Source organism: Benzoatithermus flavus (genome assembly GCF_037908215.1).
Classification (GTDB): Bacteria; Pseudomonadota; Alphaproteobacteria; order Geminicoccales; family Geminicoccaceae; genus Benzoatithermus; species Benzoatithermus flavus.
In genome coordinates, this window is sequence record NZ_JBBLZC010000020.1 from 25,733 (window position 1) to 49,454 (window position 23,722).

The following is a 23,722-nucleotide window of genomic DNA, read 5'->3' on the forward strand; positions in this document are numbered from 1 at the left end:
TGTCCTCACGGCGGTCCATCCATGCGGGCAGCATCATAACGCAGCGCGCACGGCTTGTGCACCCGGAAGATGGATGACGCGCCGGCCGCTCTCCGTCACACCATGCCAGGGAATCGTTACCGGAGGATGACTACGGCGCCGCGAAGACGGCGAGCCGAAGCGCCGGCCGCAGCTCCCCGTCGGCGGGGACCGCGGCTGGCACGAGGGTCAGGCGACACTGCGCCGGCCGCGGGCGCGCGGCTTGGTGCCCAGACCGATCTTCTTGGCGAGGCTCGAGCGCTGCTCGGCGTAGTTCGGAGCGACCATCGGGTAGTCGTCCGGCAACCCCCAACGCTTGCGGTATTCCTCGGGACTCATGTTGTAGCGGGTCTTCAGATGCCGCTTGAGCATCTTGAGCTTCTTGCCGTCTTCGAGGCAGATGATGTACTCCGGCATCACCGACTTCTTGACCGGAACCGCCGGCATCAGCTTCTCGGGCTGCTCCTTCTCCTCCTCGACCCCCTGGCTCGCCAGGGTGGAATACACCAGCTTGATGAGCTGTGGAATGTCGGACACGGCGACGGTGTTGTTCGAGAGATGCGAGGCCACGATCTCCGTCGTCAGGGAGAGCAGCTCGTTTTGGCTCAACTTTTCAGTCATTGTTCCTCGGGCGCCGAATCGAAGCAGCGGTGGGCGCAGGATATTTGCTTTTTACGTGTTGGCAAGCCATATTTTGCATCGGAAAGAAAGGACCAAATAGCGTGACCGAGGCTGATCTGGAGCTGGATATCACCGGAGAGGTGTGTCCGATGACCTTTGTCCGGGCCAAACTGGTCCTGGAGCAAATGGCGGTCGGGCAGGTGCTGAATATTAAGCTCAGGGACGGGGAAGCCCGTCACAACGTCCCGCGCGCGATCAGGGATCACGGCCACGAGATCGTGAAGCTGGAGCAGGTTCGAGGCGATCTGTACGAGCTGGTGGTGCGCAAACGGCGCTGAGCCGAGCCGGACTCAGGGGCCTCGCGACGGCCCGCACCGCGCCTCGAGATCGCAGCGCATGGTGTAGGCGGCGACTCGCTCGCCGTTCGGGCGGTGGTAGTAGTCGGGACGCACGCCGACGCGCTCGAAGCCGTGCTCCTCGTAGAGCCGCTGCGCGCCGTGATTGTCGACCGCCACCTCGAGGAACATCTGCGCCGCGCCGATGGCGCGGCAGCGCTCCATGCTGGCCTGGAGCAGGCTGGTCGCCACACCGCGCCGGCGCCAGGTCGGGGCAACACCGATCGAGAGCAGCTCGCTCTCGTCGCGCACCACACGGCAGAGCGAGAAGCCCACCCCACGCATGGCGTCGAAGCCGGCGACGAGCCCGCCCTCGTAGAGGCGGGCGATCAGCCCGAATCCGCCCGGCATGGCGAGGAGATGGGCGAGGTCGGAGCGGCTCCACGCCTCCTCGAAGCAGCTCTTGTGCAGACGCGACAGGCGGCCGAGATCGAACGGTCCCACCGTGCGGATGCTGATGGCAGCGGGCTTGGGTAGGGTAGCCATGTTCAGGAAGAGGCTGCCACCAGCGATGCTCCGGCGCTGAGCTTGGCGTCGGGCGGCCGGATGTAGAGCGGGCGGAGCGCCGTGCCGCGTCTGGGTCGGGCGCCACTCGCGAGCCGCCTCCACGCGAGTCGGGCAGCATACCGGGCATCCGGCCCGCTCTCGACTGCCTCGTGAACGCCTTGGAGCTGCGTCGCCAGCGCCGCAGCGGCATCGCCGGCGAGCCGGCAGGGGCTCTCGACGCGCCCGGGCAGGTCCTGCCGCCGGACCAGCTCGACCGGGCCGCGCGGCACGAGATCGGGCGCGAAGGTCTGAGCGTAGAACTCGTCGCGGCGGGCATCCATGGCGGCGAGGAGCGGAAGGTCGGGACGGGTCGAGCGTGCGGCCGCGGCCTCCGCCACCGTCTCCAGCGTGCCGAGGCCGAGCGCCGGGATACCGAGCGTGAGGCAGAGCGCCCGGGCGACGGCGATCCCGGCGCGCAGGCCCGTGAAGTTGCCGGGGCCGAGGGTAACGACGACGAGGTCGAGATCCGGCCAGCGCCAGCCGGCCTCGGCCATGACGAGGCTCGAGGTCGGCAGAAGCCGCTCGGCATGGCCGCGCACGAGCGGCTCGAGGCGGCAGGCGACGAGCTCGGGGCCCACGGCGACCGCAACCGAGAGCGCCGGGCCCGAGGTGTCGATGGCGAGAAGGCGGCGCAAGCTGCTGGCGACGGATCAGGAGATGGCGCGGACCTCCACCACCTCCGGCACGTAGTACTTGAGGAGGTTCTCGATCCCGTTCTTCAGGGTCACGATCGAGCTCGGGCAGCCGGAGCAGGCGCCGCGCAGGTGGAGATAGACGACGCCGCGATCGAAGCCGTGGAACACGATGTCGCCGCCGTCCTGTGCTACGGCCGGGCGCACCCGCGTCTCGATCAGCTCCTTGATCTGCCGGACGGTCGGGTCGTCGTCAGCGGTGGCGGTCTGGCTCAGCTTCGCTCCCTCGAACGCCACCGGATCGCCCGAAAGATAGTGCTCCATGATCGCCCCCAGCACGGCGGGCTTGAGCTCGTACCATTCCTGACCGGGTGCTTTGGTGACGCTCACGAAGTCGCGGCCGAGATAGACGCCCGTGACACCCTCGACCCGGAACAGCCGGGCCGCGAGCGGCGACAGGCGGTCGGCCTCGGCCGCATCGGTGAACTCGGCCACGCCGTCGCCCATCACCTCCCTGCCGGGAAGGAACTTGAGCGTCGCCGGGTTGGGTGTCTGCTCGGTCTGGATGAACATTGCCGTCCTACTCCGCTGCCGACCGCCGCTCTGGCTTCAGGTCTGCAGGATGTCGATGATCTCCTCGAGCTTGGTGCGCACCCGCAGGAGGAGGAAGCCTTGCGCTGCTAGATGGTTGGGCACGGCCTGGCTGTCGAGGGGGCCGTTGCTGACCATCCATGGATGCAAGGTCGCACCGAGGCGGGCGCTGTTGAGCAGATCCGCCCAGCTCGCCTGAAGGTTGCGCTCCTTGACGACGTTGGCGAAGTCGGCCTCGAAGGCGCGCAGGATCAGGTAATAGGCGTAGAGCTTGCCCTTGACGTTGTAGAACAGGTCGTCGGCCTCGGGATCGAACAGCCGCGTGGCGTTCAGGTCGACCTCGCGGGTGAGCGCCGCGGAGGCGGCGCCGAGATCGTCCGAGATCCGGTCCAGCGTCGCCATCAGGTTGTCGGCCCGGCGCTCGAGCACGGCCTGGCCCTGGGCGAGGCGCTCGTTGTAGCGCCGGAGGTCGGCCATCCCGCGCCGGTACTGGCTCTCGGAGCTCGGCTGGACGGGCGTGTTGGACCACTCGAAGATCCAGACGTCGCCCGGATAGTTGAGCCGACCGGCAGCGCTCTCGACGTCGGGATCGACGGCGCTCGAGCCGCGCACGCGGGCGAGCCGGTCCCGAAGCTCGGTCGCGAATCGGCCCAGAGCCTGCATGATCCCGGTCTCGTAGGCCGGCATGTTGTCGAGGAGATAACCCGGCAGGAAGGCCGGATCGTTCGCGACCCAGCGATGCTGGTTGACCTCGCGGTCGATCAGCGCCGCGGAGACCGCCACGGCCCGGCTCGCCTGATCCGGCACCGCGAGCTGCGCCGCGAAGTCGGGATCGTCGTCGATATGGTGCAGCCACAAGGCGCCCCCGACATAGTAGGCCACGACCGCGAGCACGAGGACCCCCAGCGCGATCAGCACGCGCCTGAGCCCGCGACGGGGCCGCTCGGTGGTGAGGTCGTCCTCGATCGTGGCCATGGCGCCTGCTGCCTCGCTTGTCCCGTCCCTCACCTAATCGCGACGAGCCGCGCCGGCAACGGGCAGCGAGGGGTCCGTTGCCCGGCCGGGGGTCGCGGCCGAAGGTCTCAGCGCTCGCGCGGGTCGAGGAAGCCCACGAGCTCGTAGGCCTCCTTCAGCACCGGCCCGGCGATGGCCGCGGCCCGCTCGGCGCCCTCGCGCAGGATGGCGTCGAGATAGCCGGGGTCGGCCTGAAGGCGGCGCATCTCGGCGTTGATCGGCGAGAGCTTCTCGACCGCGAGATCGGCGAGCCGGCTCTTGAACTCGGAGAAGCTGGTCCCGGCGAACTCGGCCTCGATCTCCGCGCGCGGCCGGTCGGCCAGTGCCGCGTAGATCGTGAGCAGGTTCGAGGCTTCGGGCCGGGCTTCCGGATCGTAGGTGATGCCGAGAATGCTGTCCGACTTGGCGCGCCGGAACTTGAGCGCGATCGCATCCGCATCGTCGGTGAGGTTGATCCGCGACTGGTCGGAAGGATCCGACTTCGACATCTTCTTGGTACCGTCGCGCAAGGACATGACGCGCGTGGCCTCGCCCAGGATCATGGGCTCGGGCAGCGGGAACAGTTCGTTGCCGAAACGGCGGTTGAAGGAGCCCGCGATGTCGCGTGCAAGCTCCAGATGCTGCTTCTGGTCCTCGCCCACCGGCACGTGGGTCGCTTTGTAGACCAGGATGTCGGCCGCCATCAGCACGGGATAGGTGAAGAGGCCCACCGGCGCGTTCTCCCGGTCCTTGCCGGCTTTCTCCTTGAACTGGGTCATCCGGTTGAGCCAGCCCATGCGCGCCACGCAGCTCAGGATCCAGGTGAGCTGGGAATGAGCCGCGACGTTGCTCTGCACGAACAGGATCGAGCGCTTCGGGTCCACCCCCGCCGCAACGAGCGCCGCCGCGGCCTCTCGCGTGTTGCGGCGCATCTCCTGCGGGTCCTGCAGCGTCGTCAGCGCGTGCTGGTCGACGATGCAGTAGATGCAGTCATAGGACCCTTGCAGCCGCACCCAGTGACGGATGGCGCCGAGATAGTTGCCGAGATGGATGCCGTGGGTCGGCTGGATGCCCGAAAAGATGCGGCCTTGCATGGATCAGCATATCCGTCCGAAGAGGAACGGGCGCTTTAGGGCACGGGGTCGACCCCGCCGTCAAGCGCGGGCCGCACCCAGAGCCGGCGGAGTGCGGTGGCGTCGATGGCGCCGGCGGCCCAGGCCGCGAGGAAGAAGCTGCCGCCGCCGAGTGCTATCAGGGACGCGAGCGCCACCGGGCCGGCGCCGGTGTGCCCCAGGGAGCGCCCGAGGGCGAGGACGGCCGCCATGGCCGCGGCTGCAGCGAGAATGGCGCCGCCGCGACGGCGAAGGCCCGCATCGGGCACCAGCACGCGCTTGCGCCAGAGCAGCCAGGCGAGGCCGAGCGCGTTGGCCCAGCTCGAGAGCGCGATGGCGAGCGCCACGCCGACATGGGCGAGCGGGCCGATGAGGAGAGCGGCCGCAGCACCGTTGACGACGAGCGCCATGGCCGCGATCCGGACCGGTGTCCTCGTGTCCTCGCTCGCGTAGAAGCCGGGTGCCAGCACCTTGCCGAGCACGTGGGCCGGGATACCCAGCGCCAGCCCGGCCAGCACCTGGCCGGTCGCCCGTGCCGCCTCCGGACCGAAGGCGCCGCGCTGGAACAGGACGGTGATGATGGGCTCGGCCAGAAGGAACAGGCCCGCAGCCGCCGGCAGGCCCAGAAGCAGCGCCAGCTCGATGGCGCGGTTCAGGACGTCGTGCGCCGCCTCGCCCTGCCGCACGGCGCGGCTCAGGGTCGGCAGGAGCGCCGTGCCCAAGGCCACGCCGACGATGCCGAGCGGGAGCTGCACGAGCCGGTCGGCGTAGAAGAGATAGGCGACCGTGCCGGCGGCGAGGTGGGTCGCGAACCAGGAGCCGAGCAGGAGATTGAGCTGGACGATGCCGATGCCGAGGATGCCGGGTGCGGTGAGCACCAGCAGCCGCCGCATCTCGGGCGAGAGGCGAGGTAGCGCCGGCAGCGGCACCATGCCGGCGCGGGCCGCGGCCAGGCCGACCCACGCGAGCTGGACGAGGCCCGCGAGCGTGACACCTGCGGCCAGGAGCCGGGCGGCCGCCTCGCCCTCGGCCAGGCTCACGAGCAGGATCGCGATCAGGACGAGGTTGAGCAGCACCGGCGCGAACGAGGCGGCGGCGAAGCGGTGGCCCGCCTGCAGCACGCCGCCGACGAGGGCCGCCAGCGAGATGAACAGGAGATAGGGAAAGGTGAGCCTGCCGAGCTCGACCGCGAGCCGGTACTGCAGCGACTGGGGCGGAAAACCCGAGGCCAGCAGGCGCACGAGCCAGGGCATGGTGAGCTCGCCCAGGAGCACCACGACGAGGAGCGCCAGGGTCAGGGCCGCCATCACCTCGCCTGCGAATCGGCGTGCGCGCGTTCCCCCCTCGCCTTCGCCCAGCCGGCTGTAGAGCGGAACGAAGGCGGCGTTGAACGCCCCTTCGGCGAACAGGCGGCGCAGGAGGTTGGCGAGCTTCAGGCTCACGAAGAAGGCGTCGGCCACGGGCCCCGCCCCCAGAGCGGCCGCGATCAGGAGGTCGCGAGCGAAGCCCGCGACCCTCGAGAGGGCGGTGAGCCCGCCCACGGTCGCGGTGGCACGGCCGATGCTCATGCGCTCCGGTTCCCGGTCATGCGGCTGCGAGCACCTCGGCGAGCCGCTTCTGCACCCGCTGCATCTTGCTGCGGTGCGCGATCTTCAGGCCGAACACGTCCTTGACGTAGAACACGTCGACCACACGCTCGCCGTAGGTGCTGATGTGGGCGCTGTGGATGACGAGGCCGAGATCTTTCAGCGTCCTCGCGAGATCGAACAGGAGGCCGGGACGGTCACGGCCGTTGACCTCGATGACGCTGTGGGTGCGGCTCGCGGTGTTGTCGACGAGAACGCGCGGCTCGACCTCGAACACGTCGGCCCGCTTGGGCAGCGAGCGCCGGCCCGCCAGCGCCTTCTCGAGCCAGATCTCGCCGCGCAGCGCCTGCTCGATGTTCTTCTCGATCCGCTCGAGTCGTGCCTTTTCGGTCACGGCGAGGCGCGTGGTCGCGTCCTGGAAGCCCAGCGTGTCGAGCGCCATGCCGTCCACGGTCGTGAAGATGTGGGCGTCGACGATGCTCACCCCGGAGAGGGCGAGCGCCCCCGCCACCTTCATGAACAGGCCCGGATGGTCGGCGGCATAGAGCAGGACCTCGGTGCGCGCCCGGAACTCGTCGATCCGGAAGTCGACCGCGAGTGGGGCCCGCTTCTCGTCGGCCTCGCGGACGATCACGGCATGGCGCTGGTGCTCCTCGGTGGTGAAGCCGAGCCAGTAGCGCGGGTCGTGGCGGGCGAGATAGGTCTGGATCGCATCCTGCGGCCAGGGCCGCTCGGGCAGCGTCGCGAGCGCCCGAGCGAGCTTCTCCTTGGCGTGCTCGATCCGCTCGGCCCGACGCCCTTGCGGATCGCCGGCCGCCATGGCGGCCGCAGCCTCGTAGTAGAGCTCGCGCAGGAGCTGGCCCTTCCAGCCATTCCAGACATTCGGCCCCACTGCGCGGATGTCGGCCGCGGTCAGGAGCAGGAGCAGCTTCAAGCGCTCCGGCGACTGCACGATGGCGACGAAGTCGGCGATCGTCTGCGGGTCCTCGCTGTCGCGCTTGAAGGCGAACTTGCTCATGACGAGGTGGTGGCGGACGAGCCAGGCCACCGTCTCGGTGCTCTCGTCGGAAAGGCCCAGGCGCGGGCACAGGCGCTTCGCGATCTGCTCACCCAGGATGCTGTGATCGCCGCCGCGGCCTTTGCCGATGTCGTGCAGGAAGGTCGCGACATAAAGCTCGCGGCGCGAGAGCAGCTTCGGCATCACCTCGGTCGAGAGCGGCAGTTCGTCCTGGACCTCGCCGTGCTCGATCTGCGAGAGGATGCCGATAGCGCGGATCGTGTGCTCGTCGACCGTGTAGACGTGGTAGAGATTGTGCTGCATCTGGGCGACGATGCGCCCGAAATCGGGGATGAACCGGCCGAGCAGCCCGACCTCGTTCATCCGGTTCAAGGTGAGCGCCGGATCCTTGCGCGAGCACAGCATCTCGAGGAACAGGCGGTTGGCCTGCGAATCCTCGCGTAAGTGCTGATCGATCCGGCGCAGGTTGTGGGTGACGGCGGCGAGCGCCTGCGGATGGATGTCGAGCTCGCGCTCCTGCGCCACGTGGAACAGCTCGAGCATCCGGATCGGCTCGCGCTCGAAGAGGCCGGGGTCGCCGAGGTTGAGCCGATTGCCCTGGACGAGGAAGCCGTTGATCCTGCGTCGACCGAAGCCGAAGCGCGGCAGCACGAAGCGGGGCTGGCGCTGCTGCTTCTCCTCGAGCGCGGCGCAGAAGATGCGGGTGAGCGAGCCCACGTCCTTGGCGACGAGATAGTAGCGTTTCATGAAGCGTTCGACCGCCCGGACCCGATTGCGCTCGCGATAGCCCATGCGGCGCGCGATCTCGGGTTGGAGATCGAAGGTGAGGCGGTCCTCGGCCCGGCCGGTGAGGTAATGAAGATGGCAGCGCACCGTCCACAAGAACCGCCGCGAGCGGTAGAACGTGCCGAGTGCCTGGCGGGTGAGGATGCCGTGGCGGACGAGATCGCCCATGTCCGCGGTGCGATAGAGGAAGCGCGCGATCCAGACCAGCGTGTGCAGGTCGCGCAGTCCCCCCTTGCCCTCCTTGATGTTGGGCTCGAGCAGGAAGCGCGAATCGCCCATGCGCTGATGGCGCTGCTCCCGCTCGTGCAGCTTGGCCTCGACGAAGGCGGGTCCGCGGCCGGCGACGATCTCGCGCTCGAAGCTCTTCTCGAGCTCGCCGAAGAGCCGTTCCGAGCCCCAGAGCAGCCGGGCCTCGAGGAGGGTGGTCTGCACGGTGAGGTCGCTCTGGGCGAGCTTGATGCACTCGCTCACCGAGCGCACGGCCTGGCCCACCTTGAGGCCGAGATCCCACAGCTTGTAGAGCAGAAACTCGGCCATCTGCTCGACGTGCGGCGTGCGCTTGTAGGGGCACAGGAACAGGAGGTCGACATCGGAGCCGGGGGCGAGCTCCTGCCGGCCATAGCCGCCGACCGCGATCACGGCGAGCTCCTCGCCCGTGGTCGGATTCGAGCTGCCGTAGAGGCGGCTCTGCGCGAAGTCGAGGGTGCCCTGGACGATCGCGTCCATCTGCCGGCTCAGCTCGCGATGGACCACCTCCGCACTACCGCCCGATTCGAAATAATCCTTGATCTCGGCCCGGCCGCGCTTGAGCTGCTGGCGCAGCTCCTCGAGCAGGCCGGCACCCGGATTCGGGCCGCCGCCGGGCAGTCCGGCGATGTCGTGACGCAGCCGTGCGGGGTCGAGGAGGCGGATATCGAGCGCAGTGGCCATGGGCATCCGTGGAAGCGGCGATCCGTCGCCTCGCGGCGGCGGCTCGCAGCTCCTAGCATAGTGCAATGGAAGCGGCCATGCTCCGCCCGGTCGCGCCTCTGTGGCTTGCCGGGCGGTCCGGATCGGCTAGGTTCCGGCGGGCAGCGGCCGAGCGGTCCTTGCCCGCGAGCGGATCGGAACGTCACGCGGTCTTCGGCGTGCGTTCAGGATTGGCGCTTGGATGAAGCACAGGGCTGGACAGGCTGAGAGGTTCGAGTTGAGCGAGTTCCTGGCGATGGGCGGCTACGCGGCCTATGTATGGCCTGCATTCGCCATCGCTGTCGTCCTGATGGTGGGTCTGTTCCTCGAGAGCCTGCGCGCGGCGCGCCATAGCGAGGCGCTGCTTGAGGAGCTGCGCGCCAAGGTCCGGCCGCAGCGCCCACGCGCCACGCGGCCGATGCGTCCGAGGCGCGAGGCCGATGCGACGGCCGAGCCGCGGCTCGGCGAAGGTGGCTGACCCTTTCCTGCGAGCGGCATCCCTCCCATGCGCCTACGCAAGCAACAGCGTCTCGCCCTCGTCCTCTTGGCCCTCCTCCTCGTCGGCGGTGCCACCGGGCTCGTGCTCGCGGCCCTTCAGGACAAGGTCGCGTTCTTCGTCTCGCCGAGCGACGTAGCGGCACAGAAGCTCGGCACCGGAAAACGCTTCCGCCTGGGCGGCCTCGTCGTCGACGGCAGCATCCGACGCGAGGCCGACGGAACCGTCCGCTTCGCCGTCACCGATACGGCGCATCAGGTCCCGGTGGTCTATAAAGGCCTCCTGCCGGATCTGTTCCGCGACGGACAGGGCGTGGTGGCGCAGGGTGTGCTGCGCCAGGACGGCGTGTTCGAGGCCGGCGAGGTGTTGGCCAAGCACGACGAGAAGTACATGCCCAAGGAGGTCGCCGATGCCTTGAAGCAGGCCGGCTACTGGAAGCACGACGAGAACGGGGGCCAGAAGACGCCATGATCGCCGAGATCGGCCATTACGCGCTGGTGCTGGCGCTGGGGATGGCCCTCGTGCAGGGCACCTTTCCCTTTTGGGGCGCGGCACGGCGCGATCCCGTCCTCGTCGGCCTCGCCTGTCCCACGGCTCTGGCCCAGTTCCTGTTCGTCTCGCTGGCGTTCGGGGCGCTGATCCACGCCTACGTCACCTCCGACTTCTCGCTCGCGAACGTCGCTCAGAACTCGGCGGTCGAAAAGCCCATGATCTACAAGATCAGCGGCACGTGGGGCAACCACGAGGGCTCGCTCGTCCTATGGGTCTGGATCCTGGCCCTGTTCGGCGCTCTCGTCGCGGCCTTGGGCTCGAACCTGCCACCCGCCTTCCGGGCGCGCGTGCTCGGCGTGCAGGCGCTGATCGGCGTGGGCTTCCTCGCCTTCATGCTGTTCACCTCGAACCCGTTCTTAAGGCTCGATCCCGCCCCGCTCGACGGGCGCGGCCTCAACCCGATCCTGCAGGATCCGGGCCTCGCGATGCACCCGCCGCTTCTCTATCTCGGCTATGTCGGCCTCTCTACCGCCTACTCCTTCGCCGTGGCGGCGCTGATCGAAGGCCGGATCGACGCCACCTGGGCGCGCTGGGTGCGGCCCTGGACGCTCATGGCCTGGATCGTGCTCACACTCGGCATCGCCGCCGGCAGCTACTGGGCCTATTACGAGCTCGGCTGGGGCGGCTGGTGGTTCTGGGACCCGGTCGAGAACGCCTCGCTCATGCCCTGGCTCGCGGCCACGGCGCTGCTGCACTCGGCGATCGTGGTCGAGAAGCGCGACACGCTCAAGAGCTGGACCATCCTGCTCGCGATCCTGGCCTTCTCGCTCTCGCTCTTGGGCACCTTCCTCGTCCGCTCGGGCGTGCTCACCTCCGTCCACGCCTTCGCCACCGATCCCGCGCGCGGCGTGTTCATCCTGGGCCTGCTCACGGTCGCGATCGGCGGCTCCTTGGTCCTCTACGCCTGGCGAGCGCCCGCCATGCAGGGTGGGGGTGTGTTCGCGCCGATCAGCCGTGAGGGCGGGCTGCTCTTGAACAACCTCCTGCTCTCGACCGCGGCCGCGACCGTGCTGCTCGGCACGCTCTACCCGCTCGTGCTCGATACGATCGGCGGCGACAAGATCTCGGTGGGTGCTCCCTTCTTCAACGCCACCTTCGTGCCGCTGATGGTGCCGCTGCTGCTGGCCGTGCCCGTGGGCTCGATGCTGGCCTGGAAGCGCGGCGACCTCGCCGGTGTCATGGACCGGCTCTTGGCCGCGGTCGGGGTGACGTTCGCAGCCGGGCTGCTCTGGCTGGCGCTGCACGATTTCCGTGCCAGCCTCGCCGCGGGCGGGCTGGCGCTCGGCGTCTGGGTGATCGCGGGCTCGCTCAACGAGCTTCTCTTGCGCCTCGGCGTGGCCTGGCCGCTCGATCTTTCCCGCGTCCTCGCCCGTGCGCGCGGCCTGCCGCGCTCGGCCTGGGGCATGGCGCTGGCCCATGCGGGCCTGGGCGTGCTCGTCCTCGGCATCACCGTCCAGGGAGCCGGGCAGATCGAGCGCATCCTGGTGATGAAGCCGGGCGAGACCACCGAGCTCGCCGGCTACGAGGTGCGCTTCGACGGGGTGAGCCAGGTGCAGGGACCGAACTACACCGCCCAGCGCGGCACCTTCACCGTGACCACGGATGGAGCGCCGGTCACGGTCCTGCATTCCGAGAAGCGCTTCTTCCCGATCGAGGGCATGCCGACGACCGAGGCCGGCATCGATACCACTCTCTGGCGCGACCTCTACTTCGTCCTGGGCGATCCGGCGCCGGACGGCGGCTTCGCCGTCCGGCTCTACTACAACCCGCTGGTGCTCTGGATCTGGGGCGGGGCGCTGATGATGGCAGCGGCCGGCGTGCTCTCGCTCTCCGACCGGCGCCTTCGGGTGGGGGCGCCGCGGCCGGCACGGGCCAAGACCGAGCCGGCGCCCGCTGGAGCCTGAACCCATGAGCGAAGCCGCAACCGATCCGCAGCCGGCGCGGCGCCGGCCTCTCCTCTTCATCGTGCCCCTCGTGCTGTTCGCGCTCACGGGCGTGTTCCTCGCGATCGGGCTCAGCCGCGACCCGAGCACGCTGCCTTCGGCGCTGGTCGGCAAGCCGGCACCGACCTTCGCCCTGCCGCCGCTCGAGGGCCGCGACGATCACGGGTTCGCCAGCACCGACCTCGGCGGCCGGCCGACGCTGGTCAACGTTTTCGCCTCCTGGTGCGTGCCGTGCCGGATCGAGCACCCGGTGATCAGCCGGCTGGCCGAGCAGGGTGTGGCGGTCCAGGGCATCGACTACAAGGACAAGCCCGAGGACGCGAGGGTGTGGCTTCGGGAGCTGGGCGACCCCTTCCAGCATCTGGGTGCCGACCGCGACGGCCGGGTCGCGATCGAGTGGGGCGTCTACGGCGTGCCCGAGACCTTCGTCGTCGACAAGAACGGCCGGATCGCCTACCGCCATGTCGGGCCGCTGCAGCCGCGCGACGTCGAGGAGAAGATCCTGCCGCTGCTCGAGAAGCTGAAGTGACCCGCATCCTTCCGGCCCTCCTCGCCCTGCTCCTCGTCGCCACCGGCCCGGCGCTGGCGATCACCTCGCCCGACGAGATGCTCAAGGATCCGGCCCTCGAGGCGCGGGCGAGGGCACTCGGCAAGGAGCTGCGCTGCCTCGTCTGCCAGAACCAGTCGATCGACGACTCGAATGCCGATCTCGCTCGGGATCTGCGCCGCCTCGTCCGCGAGCGCATCCTCGCCGGCGACAGCGACCAGCAGGTCCTGGACTTCCTCACCCAGCGCTACGGCGACTTCGTCCTGCTCAAGCCGCCCGTGAAGCCGGTCACCTGGCTCTTGTGGTTCGGGCCGCCCGCGGTGCTGCTCCTGGGTGCCGGCCTTGCCGTCGCCTTCTTCCGCGGCCGCGCCGGTCCTTCGGCCGAGCCGGAGCTCGACCCGGCCGAGCGCGAGCGCCTCCAACGTCTGCTCGCCGAGAACGGCGGCACGGGCCAGCCATGAACAGCCTTTTCCTCGTCTTCGCCGTCCTCACCGTGATCGCCGTGGGCGCCGTGCTCTGGCCCGTGTTCCGCCGCCAGCACACGCCGCAGCGCGCCCGTTTCGAGCTCGACGTCTATCGCGACCAGCTCGCCGAGATCGACCGTGACCTCGAGCGCGGCCTGATCGCACCGGCCGAGGCGAAGGCCGCCCGGCTCGAGGTCGAGCGCCGTCTCCTGCGCGCCGCCGGCAGCCTCGATCCCGAGGCCAAGCAACCGGCGGCCGCCGGGCGACACGGGCCCGTCCTGGCCGCGGCCCTGGCCGTACCTCTCCTCGCCGCCGGCCTCTACGGGATCCTCGGCTCTCCGGATCTGCCCGACCAGCCGATCGCGTCGCGCCAGGACCGGCAGCAGGATCCGGGCCGGCCCGACATCCGGCAGATGGTGGCCGGGCTGGAGGCGCGGCTGCAGCAGAACCCGGGCGATGTCGAGGGCTGGCTGATGCTGGGCCGCTCGAAGGGCGTGCTCGGCCGGCCGCAGGAGGCGGTCGAGGCCTATCGCCGGGCGGTTGCCCTGAAGCCGGACGATCCGCGCGCGCAAGGCGGGCTGGCCGAGGCCCTCGTCACCGCGGCGCAGGGTATCGTGACGCCCGAGGCCAAGGGCCTGTTCCAGCGCGTAGCCGAGCGCGATCCCGCAGATCCCCGCCCCGACTTCTATCTCGGCTGGGCCGACGCCCAGGCCGGCGACTATCACATGGCGCTCGAGCGCTGGCGGAAGCTCCTGGCCGCGACCCCGGCCGACGCGCCGTGGCGTCCGCGCGTGGTCGACGCGATCCGCGAGGCGGCGGGCGAGCTCGAGCTCGATCCCGAGGCCGTGCTGGCCCAGATCCCGACCCCGCCTGCGACCGCCGCCCAGCCGAGCCAGGAGGACGTGGCAAAGATTCAGGCCATGTCGCCCGAGAAGCGCGAGACCTTCATCCGCAGCATGGTCGAGAAGCTGCAGGCCCGGATGGACGCCGACGGCAGCGACGTCGAAGGCTGGCTGCGGCTGGCCCAGGCGCGCCTCGTCCTGGGGGATGCCGAGCGCGCCAAGGCCACCTTCGAGAAGGCGCTCTCGCTCCATCCCGACGTACCCGTGCTCCTCAAGGGCTACGCCGCGACCCTCCTCGGTCCCGTGCGCCCCGAGACCGGCCTGCCCGAGATCGGCGACAAGGCGGCCGAGCTCTACAGCAAGGCCGCGAGCCTCGAGCCCGGTGATCCCGAGGCCTGGTGGTATCTCGGCATCCGCGCGCTCCAGGAGGGCAGGAAGGACGAGGCCCGCGCCAACTGGCAGAAGGTGCTCGCCAAACTCGACCCGAGCCGCCCCGAGTACGCGGAGGTCAAGTCGCGCCTAGACCAGCTCGGCGGGTGAGCCACGACGCCGAGCAGGCTGCAGCGAGCAGGATCGCCGGCGACAGGCTCGTCGGGCAGACCGAACGTCGTGCTCCGCAACATGATCCAACCCTCGATCACCATGCGGCTGATGCTCTCGCGGGAACTCTCCCCCAGCCAGCGATGAGAACAGAATGGCTGAATAGGATTATACGGTAGAATGCCCGGCCGGGCGGGCAAGCACCGCCGGATCGCACCGTGCTCGGCCGGCGATGCCGCTGATGACGAAGCTCAGTTTCGCCGCGCTGACGGGCTTGGGAAGATAGGGCGCATCCTGCAGAACAGGCTCGAGCAGCTCCTCACGATCATAGCCCGTGGTGACCACGTAGGGGATGCCGCGGCTGCACAGGGTCTCGGCCACCGGCGTGGACCAGCCATCACCCAGTGCGACGCCGAGCAGCACGATATCGGGGCGACGGGCGGTGCTCCGGAGGTAGGCGAGCGCGTCCTCGACCGTGGCGACCGGGCCCAGGACCCCGAAGCCCGCCGTCCGCAGCTTGCCTGCGAGATCATAGGCGACGATGAGCTCGTCTTCGACGATGAGAACCTTCCACCGCGTCCTACGGTCAGAAGGGATCGAAGATGACATGCCCTGCTTCACCCGATGAATGACTAGTAATTCTGTCATACCGGAGGATGGAGGGTCAAGCCCGTGCCGGCGCCTGGGCGAGGAAGGGGCAGCCGGACCTGATAGGATAATATTCCTTCAAGAGAGCGAGGCGTCAGCCCCCCTCGCGCCGGCTCTCGCCTTCAAGCCGGGTGACGAGGCGCCAGCCGCCCGCGACGAGCTCGCGCGCGGTGGCGAAGCGGGGCTCGGCGCTGTCGAAGACGCCACCCGCCTCCAGCGCCCGGACGAGGTGCGGATCGGCCGCGGCGAGCGCCCGGAGGTAGGAGCCTTCCGCCGTAACGGCAATGCGACTCGCGAAGCCGGGGTCGGCCTCGCCGGCGAAGGTCGGGGCGTGGAACATGAACAGCGCCGAGGCGGCGGCGGCGCGCTCAGGGGCGGCGGCGAACAGGACGACGCACGCCGACTGGCAGGACCGGCCGGCCCCGACCCGGGTCTCGATCCCGGTGAGCCTGCCGGCCAGCAGCACGAGACGGCGCATGAGCAGGGCGGCATCGAGATTGCCGCCGTGGCTGTCGAGCTCGAGGACGGTGCGACCGTCCGGGTCGAGCAGGACCGCGGCAGCGAGCACGGCCGCGAAGCGGGGAAGCGTGGCGGGTGTGATCCGGCCCTCGAGCACGAGGCCGTTCCGGGTGAGGGCGACACGCGCCGGCAGCTCCTCGCCGGGTGCTGTGGCGCCGGAATCGAGCGTGGCAACGAGGCCGGCGGCGAGCACCGGCACCGCCGCCAGCGCCAGGCAGCCGAGGAGGCGCCACGCCCGTGCCACGAGCGGAAGGACCGCCGACGGGCGCTCGTGCGGACTCGCCGTCATGGCGCGAGCGGAGAGCGGCTCAGAGATAGCTCACGAGGGACAGCCTGCCGAGCCGCGCCGTCACCGCATAAGATGTCTCGAGCTGGGTCTGCAGCTCGCTCAGCCGTGTCGAGGCCGCGTAGTCGTCGATCGATTCCAGCTCGCTCAGCCCGGCGCCGAGCAGGCTCGCCATCCGATCGTGGCGGTCCTTGGTGTCCTCGACCACGCTTTGACGGTGGCCCACGGTCGCGGCGAGATCGAGGGTCCGGCTCACACCCTCGGTCAGGCGGCTGGCCAGAACGCCGGCGAGCTGCCGATAGCTCGCAGCGCTCGCCTCCCTGGCCGGCACGGCGGCGGCGACGCTCAGCGCCTCGAGCACGGTCTTGAAGGCCGGGTCGTTGGCGCGCACGTCCGTGCTGACCTCGAGCCCGCTGTCGATGATGCCGCTCATCGTCCCCGTGATGGAACCCGCATAGACGAGCTTGTCGAAGTTCCAGGCCGGGTTGGGATGCGTGCCCGCAAAGACCGCGTGCACCTCGTCGAGGAAGCCCTGCATCCCTTCGGTGGTCTCGAGGTCGTAGCCGGACTTGATCGCCGCGATCACCGATTGGAGCGAGTTGCCGTCGGCGTTGGCCTCGTCGGGTGCACGCACCGGCGCCGTGGCGGTGGCGGGCCCGGAGAACAGATACTGGCCGGCATAGGTCTGGTTGAGGGTGGCGCGCATCTGCGCCAGGTAGCCGGCGGCACCATCGCTGATCACCCGGACCGCGTTCTGGTCGGCGCTGCCGGACTGCACGGACAGCATCTGGTCACGGACGGCTTGCGCGATGTCCTTGACCTGCCCGATCGCCTGCTGCTGACCTTCGAGCCGGCTCGCGACGACGGCAGCCGCGTCCTGGTAGAAGATCGCCTGCTGGTAGGCGCTGCGCATCGCGAGGCCACGGCCGGACTGGGTGCCGAGGCCTTCGAAGTAATCGGCATGGGTACCGCTCGCCACCTCCTCGGTGAGCCGGTTCAGCTCCGAGCGGGTCGCCTGGATACGCGCCTGCAGGCGCAGATGCTGGCCCAAGGTCGAGATCGTGCTCATGCTTGCCTCCGTCCGCCGGTCAGATCCGCTGCAGGAGCTCGTCGAGCATCCTGGTCGCCGTCTGCAGCACCTGGGCCGAGGCGGCGTAGGAGCGCTCGAACAGGAGCGTGTCCTGCAGCTCCTTGTCGAGATCGACCCCCTGGTTGTCGGCGAGCCGGGCTTCGAGCGAGGTCACGAGCGAGCTCTGGTAGCTCTTGTTCGCCTCGAGTGCCGATTTTCCGGCCTGCTGCGCATCGGTGATCTGGTTGGCGTAGGCGATCAGCGAGGTGTTGCTCGCGAGCCCTGCCGCCGGATCGAAGTCGTAGCTCTGCTCGAAGATCCGGGCGAAGCGCCGGGCCTGATCTCCGTCGCCGACCTCGCCGGGACTCGTGGCGTTCACGCCGGTCCGCACCCGCCAGACCTCGCCGCCCCGTGCCGGATCGACGCGCGGGTTGACGGTCAGGCGCCCAGCGAGGCCGGTGACCGTGCCGGCACCCATGCCGGCGTCGGGCGCCGCGGAATCGACGAGCAGACCGGCCTGCGGCGTCGAGGCGCCGATGGTCGCATCCGCCTGCTGGAAGGCCCGTGCCAGCGTGCTCGCGAGGGCGTCGAGCTGGCGCTGCGCTTGCGGCATCACCTGGTCGCGCACGGCGAAGCTGCCGGCGAGCCGGCCAGTGCGGATCGCCTGTGGCGCGCCCGAACCCGGCGTGAGGTCGATGCCGTCGACGGTAAGGCCGGGCAGCCCGCCCCGGCCGCGGTCGTAGGCGAGTTCCGGTCCCATGGCATCGCCGCCTGCGAACTGCAGCTCGTGCACCTTCTCGTCGAGGAGGGTCACGCCCGTCTCGGTGAGGAGCGTGACCGTGCCGTCGGGCCGCTGGCTGACGCGGACCGGCAGGATCGTCGTGAGCTCCTGCACGGCCTTGTCGCGCGCATCGAGGAGATCCGAGGCGTCGCCCTGGGGCGGAACGACCCGGATCTCCTCGTTGAGCTTCTGGATCGCGGCGAGCCGGTCGTTGGCGGTGGCCACGTCGGCCGCGATCGAACGCTGGGCGAACAGCCGCTCGTTCTGGACCTCCTTCGAGAGCGAGTTCAGAAAGCGCGCGGTCTCGCCGGCGCTGTCCACCGCCTCCTGCTGCAGGACGATGTCGTCCGGCCGGTTGCCGAGCTGGGTCAGGGCCTGGGAGAGCCGCGTCAGCGACGAGCCGAGATCGTTGCCGGTTCTGGGGTCGCCCAGGCGCTGGACCAGCGAGGTTCGGGCGGTCAGCTCCGCCTCCATGCCCGCGAGGCCGGCGCGCTCCTGGCCGGCTTCTCGTGCCAGCGGCAGGTCGGCGGCCCGGATGATGCCGTCATACTGGAGGCCGAGCGGGCCCGAGCTGAACCGGCCCTCCTTGCGGACATAGCCCTCGACCGTGCTGCCCGAGATGTTGCGCGCGGCGATCTCGGTGCGACGCGAGGCGATCTGCAGGCCGGCGAGAGCGCTCGCGATGGCGGAGCTGATCATCGACGGGAACTCCTTCGCGTCAGCGCTTCAGGTTCGTGAGCTCCTGGAGCATCTGGTCCGAGGTCGTCACGATCGAGGCGTTGGCGGAGTAGGCGCGCTGCGTGGTGATCATGGAGGTGAGCTCGTCCGCTATGTCGACGTTCGAGCCTTCGACCGCATAGGAGCGGATGGTGCCGATGCCGCTGTCGCCGGCGAAGCGGCGGAGCAGCGGGCCCGAGTTCTGGGTGATGGCATAGGCGTTGCCGTCGAGCGGCTCGAGCCCGCTCGGGTTGGCGACGTCGGCCATCATCAGCTTGAAGCGTGGCTCGCGCGCGCCGTTCTTGAACACCGCATAGACCGTGCCGTCCTCGTCGACGTCGATGTGGGAGAAGTCGGAGGCGGTCACACCGTCGGTCGAGAAGGTGGGCGCATAGGTGAAGTCGAACTGGGTGATCTGCAGGTCGAGCCTCATGGTCTGTCCGGTAGCGGTCGTCAGCGTGATCTTGCCATCCGCATCGGCTCCTGGAATCGCGCCCGGCAGGCCGGCATTGGCGCCCGTGGCCTCAAAGGCGATGTTCTGGTCGTAGAGAGGCGCCGTCCGTGCCGGGTCGGCATCGATGTCGTAGATGGCGAGATTCCAGCTATTGGGGACACCACCCGCCGAAGGCGTCCAGACGAACTGCAGCGTCTTGGTGGCGCCGAGCTCGTCCACGTAGGTGACGGCGGTCTCGAGCGGCTCGCCCTGAACGGCCTGACTGGCGAGCGAGGCGGGCAGGTTGTCCTTGAAGGTGATGTTCTGCGAGGGCTTCGGGCTCGAAGGCTGCCAGTCGAACTGGATCGACTGCGGGACCTGCGAGACCATCTTGCCGTCCTTGTCGAGCGGCACGCCCTGCAGGTAGTAGCCGCTGTCGAGCCGAAGATAACCTTCGGCGTCCAGCGCGCTGCCGCCGACGCGCGTGAGCAGCAGCGGCTCGTCGGCCTGGTTCGCGGGCGTCCCGCCGCGGACGACGAAGAAGCCGCTGCCGTTGATCGCGAGGTCGGTCGAGCGCGACGTGCTCTGGATGCTTCCTGCCCGGTCGATCTCGCGGTTGACGAGCGTGGCGACGCCGCCGGCGGCGTATCCGGTATCGTAGGTGGCACTCCGGGCCGTGGCATCCACGACCCGGGTGGTGAACTCGACCACCGAGCGCTTGTAGCCTGCGGTCTGCGCGTTCGAGATGTTGTCGGCGATCGCGGCGAAGCGACGGGACTGGGCGCCGAGGCCCGACACACCCGCCTGGAGAGCGCTTTGGATGGACATGGTGCATTCCTTGCCGGAAGGAGAGGAGAGGTAGAAAAGCGAGCCGGGCCGCCTTGTGGCATCCTGCGCCCGAGCTTCTGGCGAGCCCGCGGAAGAATTCATGACGCGGCGTCCTTGGCGGCGCGCATCGACATCAAGAGGATGCTGATGCGCCGGTTGCTGGCCGCCATGGGGTCGTCCTTGATCAGGGGCTGGCGATCGGCGAGGCCGAGCACGCGCACGATTCGCGATTCCGGCACGCCGTTCGCCACGAGCAGGCGTCTCGCGGCGTTGGCCCGCTCGGCCGACAGCTCCCAGTTCGAATAGTCGCCGCGCTGGAGCGGATGGGCATCGGTATGCCCGCCGATGGCGATCGTGTTCGGCACCCGCGCCACCATGGCGGCGACGAGCTTCAGGAGCTGCTCCATGCGCGGCACGATGACGGCGCTGCCCGAGGCGAACATGGGCGAGCGCTCCTGGTCGATGAGCTGGATGCGCAAGCCGTCCGGCGTGCGCTCGACCAGCATGTTGCCGGCGAGCTCGGGCGAGTCCTTCACTGCGGCCTCGAGGTTGCGCTCGATCTCGGCGAAGGCGGCCTCCTCGCGGCTCGCGCCGTCGTCGGTCGGCTGCGGCAGGGGCCGGCCGAGGCCGGGTGCGGGCATCAGCACGATCGGCGTCATGCCGCTGGGCGTGGCGGCCGTCCGCTGCCCGCCGGCGATGTCGATCACCTTGCCCTGGAGCACGCCGTTCGAGCCGCCGCCCGAGTTGGTGACGACGTTGAAGTAGTCGCTGATGCCCTTGCGCTGCTCCTCGGTCGTGGCGCCGAGCAGCCAGAGCAGGAGGAAAAAGGCCATCATCGCCGTGACGAAGTCGGCATAGGCGATCTTCCAGGCGCCGCCGTGATGGCCGCCGCCACCCTTCTTCGGGCGCTTGATGACGATGATCGGGCTGCTCTGCTTTCTGCTCACGTCAGGCAGCCTTGCTCTGGCCGATGCTGGTCACGGCCTCGTCGAGCTCGGCGAAGCTCGGGCGGACCGTGTCGGCGATCACCTTCCGGCCGAACTCGACCGCGATCGCAGGCTGGCTGCCGTTCAAGTGCGCGATGAAGGCGGCGCGGATGGCATGATAGTACTTACAGTCGGAGTCGTGGATGCCCTTCACCTTGGACGCGAACGGGCCGACGATGCCGTAGGACAGGAACACGCCGAGGAAGGTGCCGACCAGCGCCGAGCCGATCATCTCGCCCAGGATCGCAGGTGGCTGGTCGATCGAGCCCATGGTCTTGATGACGCCGAGCACGGCGGCGACGATGCCCAGGGCCGGCAGGCCGTCCGCCACGGTCTGGAGCGCATGGCTGCCGTGGTGCAGCTCCTCGCTGATGACGCCCAGCTCCTGCTCCATGAGCGCGTCGATCTCGAGCGGGTTCTCGACGCGGAGCACGATCAGGCGGAGATAGTCGCAGACGAAGGTCACCGCATGGTGATCCTTCTGGAACAGCGGGAAGCTCTTGAACAGCTCGCTCTCGTGAGGCGCTTCGATGTCCTTCTCGATCGCCTTCGGTCCCTTCGTCTTCAAGGTCTTGAAGATGAGGAAGAGCAGAGTAAGGATCTCGATGTAATGCGCCTTCTTGTATTTCGGACCAGCGAAGACGAGCTTGAAGTTCCTGGCCGTCTCCTTGAGCAGATGCCCGTCGCTCGAGATCAGGAAGGCGCCGATGCCGGCGCCGCCGATCACCATGAACTCGAGCGGCAGCGCATGGAGGACGACCTCGAGATGGCCACCGCCCAGCCAGTAGCCACCGAAGACGCAGCTCAGCACCACGACGAAACCGATCGGGACCAGCATCACCGTCGACCTTCAGACCGTCTTTCGTCTCTGTCGCGTCGCGGGAGCGGTCACGACGTGCCTGCCGTCGGGCCGACGCTCGTGATCCTGTCGATGCCGATCTCCTTGCCGGCGACGACGGCCATCACGGCGCCGTTCACGAGCCGCAGCTCGTCCACCCTGCCGGAAACGGTCGTGTCGAGGGTGCGCGGCGTGCCGTCGGCAGCAGTTGCCGTGACCTTGAGCGTGTAGTTGCCGGCAGGCGCCGTGCCGCCCGCGTCCGTCGTCCCGTCCCAGGCATCGTCGTAGTCGCCCGCCGCCGCGGCGCCGGTGACGGTCCGCACCGCCCGACCCGAGGCGTCGAGCACCTGGACCGTGACGGAGCTCGCATCGCCCGGCACGGTGTAGGAGAAGCGCACGGGTGTGTGGCCGTCGAACGCGACCGCGTCGCTCGGCACCACGACCGTCCTGCCGAGAAAGCTCGATGCCGTGGAGAGGACCTGGCCCTGCACCATGCCGACGATCGTATCGAGCTTGTTGTTGGCGTTCACGGCCTGCTCGGCCTGGGCGAACATGGCGAGCTGGGTGACGAACTGCGTGCTGTCGACCGGGGCCGACGGGTCCTGGTTCTGGAGCTGCGTCACGAGCAGCTTCATGAAGCTCTGCAGGTCGCCGGCGACGCTGGACGAGGCGGCCTTGGCCACCTGGCCGGCCGTGGTGGCCGCAGCACCGGCGCTGGAGACGGTCGTCATCGAACGGGTTCCTCAGACGATGATGTCGATCGAGCCGTCGCCCGACCGTTGGACTGGGCGGACCGCCGGTGCCGTGCTTTCCTCGGCGGCCTCGGCGCGGGCGGAGACGGAGGCGTAAGGCTGATGGCGCCCTTCGCCCGAGCCGCGCGGCTCACCGCCGAAGCGCTGGCCGTCCTGCCGCAGAGAGAACTCGAGCCCGCCGTCGAGCCGCAGGTTCGAGCGGGCGAGCGCCTGGTCGAGCGCCTGGCTGTCGCGGCGCAGGAGATCGAGCGTTTCCGGCCGCTCGACTGCCATGGCGATGCGGACGAGATCGCCTTGGGCATCGAGCGTGACGTCGATCCGGCCGAGGTCCGGCGGGTCGAGCCGGATCGTGATCCGGTGCTCGTTGTGCGTCGCCGCGTGCGCGATCCGGATCGGAATCTGGTCGATGGTCAGCCGCGTCTCGATCGCGGCAGCGGCGCCGTGCTCGGCGGGCTTCACAGCGGGTGTGGTCATCTCGGGTGCCGGCCGCGCCTCGCGGACGGGCACAGGATCGGGCTGCGGCGTGGGCGACGGCTCGGCGCGGGATCGTTCGGCCGGCCCGGTGGTCGTGGCAGACGCCGTCTCGCGGGTGCCGGACTCCGGCCTGTCGGGTGAATCGGCTCGTTCCGCCCGCACCGGCACCGCATCGGGCTCGTCCGCGGCATCCGCCGGTGCAGCGGGATGCGACGGCGCGTCGGCAGCGGGCGCAGCACGCGCGGGCACCGGCGCCGCAGGAGTTGCTGCCGGCGGCTCCACGGCGGGCGTCGGCTCGATCGCGGGCTCGGCCGGTGCGATCCGGGTGTCGCTTCCGTCGGCTTCGGGCGCAGCGGGCGGCACCAGCTCGATGAGGAGATCAGCCGGCAGCACGAAGCTCGGCAGCTCCAGCACCGGGGTGCCCGCGGCAACATCGCTCGTCGGATCGGCAGCCGTCGGGCCCGTTGCCGGGGCGGTCGCCGGATCGCTCGCGAGGACGTCACCGGAGGGCACAGCCGTTCCATCGCCGGTCCCGGGGATCGGGAACCGATCGGCGCCGTCCGTCGTCGGTGCCGTCCCATCGGCGGCGACCGGAGGGACAGGAGGCGATGCGGGAGCAGGCGCGACCGGAACCGGCGTCCGACCGATATCCGCGGATGCAGCCAGGAGACCAGTGGCCGTGGCAGCATCGGCTCCCGCATCGGCGGGAAGCAGCGAGGATGCGCTGCTGCCTGCTTCGACGGTCGGGACCTCGGCGCTAC

Annotated in this window: 24 protein-coding genes; 7 read left to right on the forward strand and 17 right to left on the reverse strand. The window is 69.6% G+C overall.

The genetic code is table 11. The annotated features are described in order from the left end of the window. Positions 1 to 207: 207 nt before the first annotated feature. Positions 208 to 639, reverse strand: a complete 432-nt coding sequence (locus tag U1T56_RS17585; RefSeq protein ID WP_418160795.1) for a Ros/MucR family transcriptional regulator — start codon at positions 637 to 639, stop codon at positions 208 to 210. A 101-nt stretch (positions 640 to 740) separates the two neighbouring features. Here U1T56_RS17585 and U1T56_RS17590 point away from each other — a divergent pair, with 101 nt between their 5' ends. Next, a complete protein-coding gene (locus U1T56_RS17590) occupies positions 741 to 977 on the forward strand; it encodes a sulfurtransferase TusA family protein (protein WP_418160796.1) in 237 nt (78 codons plus the stop codon). 12 nt (positions 978 to 989) lie between these two features. On the opposite strand, the gene U1T56_RS17595 is transcribed toward U1T56_RS17590, so the two are convergent. The 7 genes from U1T56_RS17595 to U1T56_RS17625 form a co-directional block, all read right to left on the reverse strand. After that, on the reverse strand, positions 990 to 1,520 hold the full coding sequence (locus U1T56_RS17595) for a GNAT family N-acetyltransferase (protein ID WP_418160797.1): 531 nt from the start codon (positions 1,518 to 1,520) through the stop codon (positions 990 to 992). Positions 1,521 to 1,522: 2 nt separating this feature from the next. Next, positions 1,523 to 2,215 carry a tRNA (adenosine(37)-N6)-threonylcarbamoyltransferase complex dimerization subunit type 1 TsaB gene (tsaB, locus tag U1T56_RS17600; protein ID WP_418160798.1) on the reverse strand — a complete coding sequence of 231 codons (693 nt, stop codon included), beginning with the start codon at positions 2,213 to 2,215 and terminating at the stop codon, positions 1,523 to 1,525. 15 nt (positions 2,216 to 2,230) lie between these two features. Further along, entirely contained in the window at positions 2,231 to 2,785 is a 555-nt protein-coding gene (locus U1T56_RS17605; RefSeq protein WP_418160799.1) for a NifU family protein, read from the reverse strand. Between the two features lie 36 nt (positions 2,786 to 2,821). After that, positions 2,822 to 3,778: a DUF2333 family protein gene (locus tag U1T56_RS17610; RefSeq protein ID WP_418160800.1), complete on the reverse strand. Its 957-nt coding sequence runs from the start codon at positions 3,776 to 3,778 to the stop codon at positions 2,822 to 2,824. A 107-nt stretch (positions 3,779 to 3,885) separates the two neighbouring features. Continuing rightward, the gene (gene trpS, locus U1T56_RS17615; RefSeq protein WP_418160801.1) at positions 3,886 to 4,890 is read right to left on the reverse strand and encodes a tryptophan--tRNA ligase; all 1,005 of its coding nucleotides are present in this window, start codon (positions 4,888 to 4,890) and stop codon (positions 3,886 to 3,888) included. Positions 4,891 to 4,925: 35 nt separating this feature from the next. After that, on the reverse strand, positions 4,926 to 6,476 hold the full coding sequence (murJ, locus tag U1T56_RS17620) for a murein biosynthesis integral membrane protein MurJ (RefSeq protein WP_418160802.1): 1,551 nt from the start codon (positions 6,474 to 6,476) through the stop codon (positions 4,926 to 4,928). A gap of 16 nt (positions 6,477 to 6,492) precedes the next feature. After that, positions 6,493 to 9,228 carry a [protein-PII] uridylyltransferase gene (locus U1T56_RS17625; protein WP_418160803.1) on the reverse strand — a complete coding sequence of 912 codons (2,736 nt, stop codon included), beginning with the start codon at positions 9,226 to 9,228 and terminating at the stop codon, positions 6,493 to 6,495. A 256-nt stretch (positions 9,229 to 9,484) separates the two neighbouring features. On the opposite strand from U1T56_RS17625, the gene ccmD reads away from it, so the two are divergent. The 6 genes from ccmD to ccmI are packed head-to-tail and all read left to right on the forward strand — an operon-like array spanning position 9,485 to position 14,630. Then, positions 9,485 to 9,724: a heme exporter protein CcmD gene (ccmD, locus tag U1T56_RS17630; RefSeq protein WP_418160804.1), complete on the forward strand. Its 240-nt coding sequence runs from the start codon at positions 9,485 to 9,487 to the stop codon at positions 9,722 to 9,724. Positions 9,725 to 9,751: 27 nt separating this feature from the next. After that, positions 9,752 to 10,213 (forward strand): cytochrome c maturation protein CcmE, encoded by a 462-nt coding sequence (gene ccmE, locus U1T56_RS17635; RefSeq protein ID WP_418160805.1) that lies wholly within the window; start codon positions 9,752 to 9,754, stop codon positions 10,211 to 10,213. Beyond that, on the forward strand, positions 10,210 to 12,198 hold the full coding sequence (locus U1T56_RS17640) for a heme lyase CcmF/NrfE family subunit (RefSeq protein WP_418160806.1): 1,989 nt from the start codon (positions 10,210 to 10,212) through the stop codon (positions 12,196 to 12,198). Before ccmE ends, U1T56_RS17640 begins: the two co-directional genes overlap by 4 nt. 4 nt (positions 12,199 to 12,202) lie before the next feature. Next, positions 12,203 to 12,766 (forward strand): DsbE family thiol:disulfide interchange protein, encoded by a 564-nt coding sequence (locus tag U1T56_RS17645; protein WP_418160807.1) that lies wholly within the window; start codon positions 12,203 to 12,205, stop codon positions 12,764 to 12,766. Further along, the gene (locus U1T56_RS17650) at positions 12,763 to 13,245 is read left to right on the forward strand and encodes a cytochrome c-type biogenesis protein (RefSeq protein ID WP_418160808.1); all 483 of its coding nucleotides are present in this window, start codon (positions 12,763 to 12,765) and stop codon (positions 13,243 to 13,245) included. The genes U1T56_RS17645 and U1T56_RS17650 overlap by 4 nt, the downstream gene beginning before the upstream one ends. After that, positions 13,242 to 14,630 (forward strand): c-type cytochrome biogenesis protein CcmI, encoded by a 1,389-nt coding sequence (ccmI, locus tag U1T56_RS17655; protein ID WP_418160809.1) that lies wholly within the window; start codon positions 13,242 to 13,244, stop codon positions 14,628 to 14,630. The genes U1T56_RS17650 and ccmI overlap by 4 nt, the downstream gene beginning before the upstream one ends. Before the next feature lie 168 nt (positions 14,631 to 14,798). On the opposite strand, the gene U1T56_RS17660 is transcribed toward ccmI, so the two are convergent. The 9 genes from U1T56_RS17660 to U1T56_RS17700 all read right to left on the reverse strand — a co-directional run bounded on the left by U1T56_RS17660 (position 14,799) and on the right by U1T56_RS17700 (position 23,474). Then, positions 14,799 to 15,239 (reverse strand): response regulator, encoded by a 441-nt coding sequence (locus tag U1T56_RS17660; RefSeq protein ID WP_418160810.1) that lies wholly within the window; start codon positions 15,237 to 15,239, stop codon positions 14,799 to 14,801. Between the two features lie 133 nt (positions 15,240 to 15,372). Further along, complete coding sequence (locus U1T56_RS17665; protein ID WP_418160811.1) at positions 15,373 to 16,086, reverse strand: hypothetical protein; 714 nt, start codon at positions 16,084 to 16,086, stop codon at positions 15,373 to 15,375. Between the two features lie 19 nt (positions 16,087 to 16,105). Next, on the reverse strand, positions 16,106 to 17,152 hold the full coding sequence (locus U1T56_RS17670) for a flagellin N-terminal helical domain-containing protein (RefSeq protein WP_418160812.1): 1,047 nt from the start codon (positions 17,150 to 17,152) through the stop codon (positions 16,106 to 16,108). 19 nt (positions 17,153 to 17,171) lie between these two features. Further along, positions 17,172 to 18,632 carry a flagellar hook-associated protein FlgK gene (flgK, locus tag U1T56_RS17675; RefSeq protein WP_418160813.1) on the reverse strand — a complete coding sequence of 487 codons (1,461 nt, stop codon included), beginning with the start codon at positions 18,630 to 18,632 and terminating at the stop codon, positions 17,172 to 17,174. 19 nt (positions 18,633 to 18,651) lie between these two features. Further along, positions 18,652 to 19,911 carry a flagellar hook protein FlgE gene (locus U1T56_RS17680; RefSeq protein WP_418160814.1) on the reverse strand — a complete coding sequence of 420 codons (1,260 nt, stop codon included), beginning with the start codon at positions 19,909 to 19,911 and terminating at the stop codon, positions 18,652 to 18,654. Between the two features lie 98 nt (positions 19,912 to 20,009). Further along, the gene (locus U1T56_RS17685; RefSeq protein ID WP_418160815.1) at positions 20,010 to 20,858 is read right to left on the reverse strand and encodes a flagellar motor protein MotB; all 849 of its coding nucleotides are present in this window, start codon (positions 20,856 to 20,858) and stop codon (positions 20,010 to 20,012) included. 1 nt (position 20,859) lies between these two features. After that, positions 20,860 to 21,735: a flagellar motor stator protein MotA gene (gene motA, locus U1T56_RS17690; RefSeq protein ID WP_418160816.1), complete on the reverse strand. Its 876-nt coding sequence runs from the start codon at positions 21,733 to 21,735 to the stop codon at positions 20,860 to 20,862. Positions 21,736 to 21,785: 50 nt separating this feature from the next. Then, positions 21,786 to 22,466, reverse strand: coding sequence for a flagellar hook assembly protein FlgD (locus tag U1T56_RS17695; RefSeq protein WP_418160817.1), 681 nt, complete (start codon positions 22,464 to 22,466; stop codon positions 21,786 to 21,788). Positions 22,467 to 22,478: 12 nt separating this feature from the next. Further along, entirely contained in the window at positions 22,479 to 23,474 is a 996-nt protein-coding gene (locus tag U1T56_RS17700) for a flagellar hook-length control protein FliK (protein ID WP_418160818.1), read from the reverse strand. Between the last annotated feature and the right edge of the window lie 248 nt (positions 23,475 to 23,722).

Excerpts from the sequence above, each read along its gene's own strand:
- U1T56_RS17585 (WP_418160795.1), bottom strand. The coding sequence starts at position 639 with ATGACTGAAAAGTTGAGCCAAAACGAGCTGCTCTCCCTGACGACGGAG.
- U1T56_RS17595 (WP_418160797.1), bottom strand. The coding sequence starts at position 1,520 with ATGGCTACCCTACCCAAGCCCGCTGCCATCAGCATCCGCACGGTGGGA.
- U1T56_RS17605 (WP_418160799.1), bottom strand. The coding sequence starts at position 2,785 with ATGTTCATCCAGACCGAGCAGACACCCAACCCGGCGACGCTCAAGTTC.
- U1T56_RS17610 (WP_418160800.1), bottom strand. The coding sequence starts at position 3,778 with ATGGCCACGATCGAGGACGACCTCACCACCGAGCGGCCCCGTCGCGGG.
- trpS (WP_418160801.1), bottom strand. The coding sequence starts at position 4,890 with ATGCAAGGCCGCATCTTTTCGGGCATCCAGCCGACCCACGGCATCCAT.
- murJ (WP_418160802.1), bottom strand. The coding sequence starts at position 6,476 with ATGAGCATCGGCCGTGCCACCGCGACCGTGGGCGGGCTCACCGCCCTC.
- U1T56_RS17625 (WP_418160803.1), bottom strand. The coding sequence starts at position 9,228 with ATGGCCACTGCGCTCGATATCCGCCTCCTCGACCCCGCACGGCTGCGT.
- ccmE (WP_418160805.1), top strand. The coding sequence starts at position 9,752 with ATGCGCCTACGCAAGCAACAGCGTCTCGCCCTCGTCCTCTTGGCCCTC.
- U1T56_RS17640 (WP_418160806.1), top strand. The coding sequence starts at position 10,210 with ATGATCGCCGAGATCGGCCATTACGCGCTGGTGCTGGCGCTGGGGATG.
- U1T56_RS17645 (WP_418160807.1), top strand. The coding sequence starts at position 12,203 with ATGAGCGAAGCCGCAACCGATCCGCAGCCGGCGCGGCGCCGGCCTCTC.
- ccmI (WP_418160809.1), top strand. The coding sequence starts at position 13,242 with ATGAACAGCCTTTTCCTCGTCTTCGCCGTCCTCACCGTGATCGCCGTG.
- U1T56_RS17660 (WP_418160810.1), bottom strand. The coding sequence starts at position 15,239 with ATGTCATCTTCGATCCCTTCTGACCGTAGGACGCGGTGGAAGGTTCTC.
- U1T56_RS17665 (WP_418160811.1), bottom strand. The coding sequence starts at position 16,086 with ATGACGGCGAGTCCGCACGAGCGCCCGTCGGCGGTCCTTCCGCTCGTG.
- U1T56_RS17670 (WP_418160812.1), bottom strand. The coding sequence starts at position 17,152 with ATGAGCACGATCTCGACCTTGGGCCAGCATCTGCGCCTGCAGGCGCGT.
- flgK (WP_418160813.1), bottom strand. The coding sequence starts at position 18,632 with ATGATCAGCTCCGCCATCGCGAGCGCTCTCGCCGGCCTGCAGATCGCC.
- U1T56_RS17680 (WP_418160814.1), bottom strand. The coding sequence starts at position 19,911 with ATGTCCATCCAAAGCGCTCTCCAGGCGGGTGTGTCGGGCCTCGGCGCC.
- motA (WP_418160816.1), bottom strand. The coding sequence starts at position 21,735 with ATGCTGGTCCCGATCGGTTTCGTCGTGGTGCTGAGCTGCGTCTTCGGT.
- U1T56_RS17695 (WP_418160817.1), bottom strand. The coding sequence starts at position 22,466 with ATGACGACCGTCTCCAGCGCCGGTGCTGCGGCCACCACGGCCGGCCAG.